The sequence below is a fragment of the Microcoleus sp. K5-D4 genome (assembly GCF_036704575.1).
Taxonomy (GTDB): Bacteria; Cyanobacteriota; Cyanobacteriia; order Cyanobacteriales; family Microcoleaceae; genus Microcoleus.
This window is the reverse complement of the sequence record NZ_JAUBSD010000210.1, coordinates 1-1,417: the sequence shown is the minus strand read 5'-3', so window position 1 is coordinate 1,417 and position 1,417 is coordinate 1. Positions and strand designations below refer to the sequence as shown.

Below are 1,417 nucleotides of genomic sequence, written 5' to 3'. Positions count from 1 at the left end.
GTGATGCTATATCTGCCCATTCTTGTAACTTTTTTATGCCTTCTCTTATTCCTCAATCACAGACCTGAATCCTTACGTTGGTGCTTACAAAAATCGGGGTTTAGCAAAGTTTAGTTTAGGAAGAATAGAAGAGGCGCTGGCAGATTATAATCAGGCAATCGATCTCGCTCCCAACGATGCTGATGCTTACAACAATCGGGGTAAGGTTAAGTATGAACTAGGGGAAAAAGAAGAGGCACTGGCAGATTTTGTTAAAGCGAACAACCTGAATCCAAAATTAGCTGTTGCCTACTACACTCAGGGTTTAGCCAAGTATCGTCAAGGAAAAATAGAAGAGGCACTCTCTGATTATAATCAGGCGATCAACTTGAATCCAAACTATGCTGATGCCTACAACAATCGTGGTTTAGCAAAGTATAACCTAGAACAAATAGAAGACGCAATCGCAGATTATAATCAGGCGATAGACTTGAATCCAAAATTAGCTGCGGGTTTCAACAATAGAGGTTTAGCCAAGTCTCGCCTAGGAAGAATAGAAGAGGCGCTGGCAGATTACAATCAGGCAATCGCTCTCGCTCCCAACGATGCTGATGCTTACAACAATAGAGGTAATGTGAAGTATGAACTAGGGGCTAAACAAGAGGCGCTGGCAGATTTTATTAAAGCGAACGAGCTGAATCCAAAATTAGCTTTTGTCTACTTTAAGAAGGGTGTAGCTAAGTCTGAATTGGCGCAAAAAGCAGAGGCGCTGGCCGCTTTTTCTAATGCGGTTAATCTGAATCCAAAATTAGCTGTTGCCTACTTCTTGCGGGGTAATATCAAGTTTGAGATTGGGCAAAAAGCAGAGGCGATCTCCGATTATAATCAGGCGATCGACCTCGATCCCAAATTTTCTGCTGCTTACGTCAATCGGGGTGGTGTCAAATCTGCCCTAGGACAAAAAGCAGAGGCGCTCGCCGATCATACTAAGGCGATCGAGCTCGAACCAAAATTTTCTCTGGCCTATGTCTATCGGGGTGGTGCCAAGTATGAGCTTGGGGACAAAGCAGAGGCGCTCGCAGATTATAATCAGGCGATAGAGCTCGATCCTAAATTAGCTGTTGCCTACGTCAATCGGGGTATTGTCAAGTCTGACCTTGGGCAAAAAGCAGAGGCAATCTCCGATTATAATCAGGCGATCGACCTCAATCCTAAATTAGCTGTTGCCTACGTCAATCGGGGTATTGTCAAGTCTGACCTTGGGCAAAAAGCAGAGGCAATCTCCGATTATAATCAGGCGATCGACCTCAATCCTAAATTAGCTGTTGCCTACGTCAATCGGGGTATTGTCAAGTCTGACCTTGGGCAAAAAGCAGAGGCAATCTCCGATTATAATCAGGCGATCGACCTCAATCCTAAATTAGCTGTTGCCTACGTC

General features: G+C 44.5%; 1 protein-coding gene. It reads left to right on the top strand.

Features of this window, described 5'->3' with window-relative positions:
- Positions 1 to 55: 55 nt before the first annotated feature.
- Positions 56 to 1,417: tetratricopeptide repeat protein (locus tag QUA77_RS29095; protein ID WP_333454096.1), on the top strand; the 1,362-nt coding region annotated here is incomplete at its 3' end.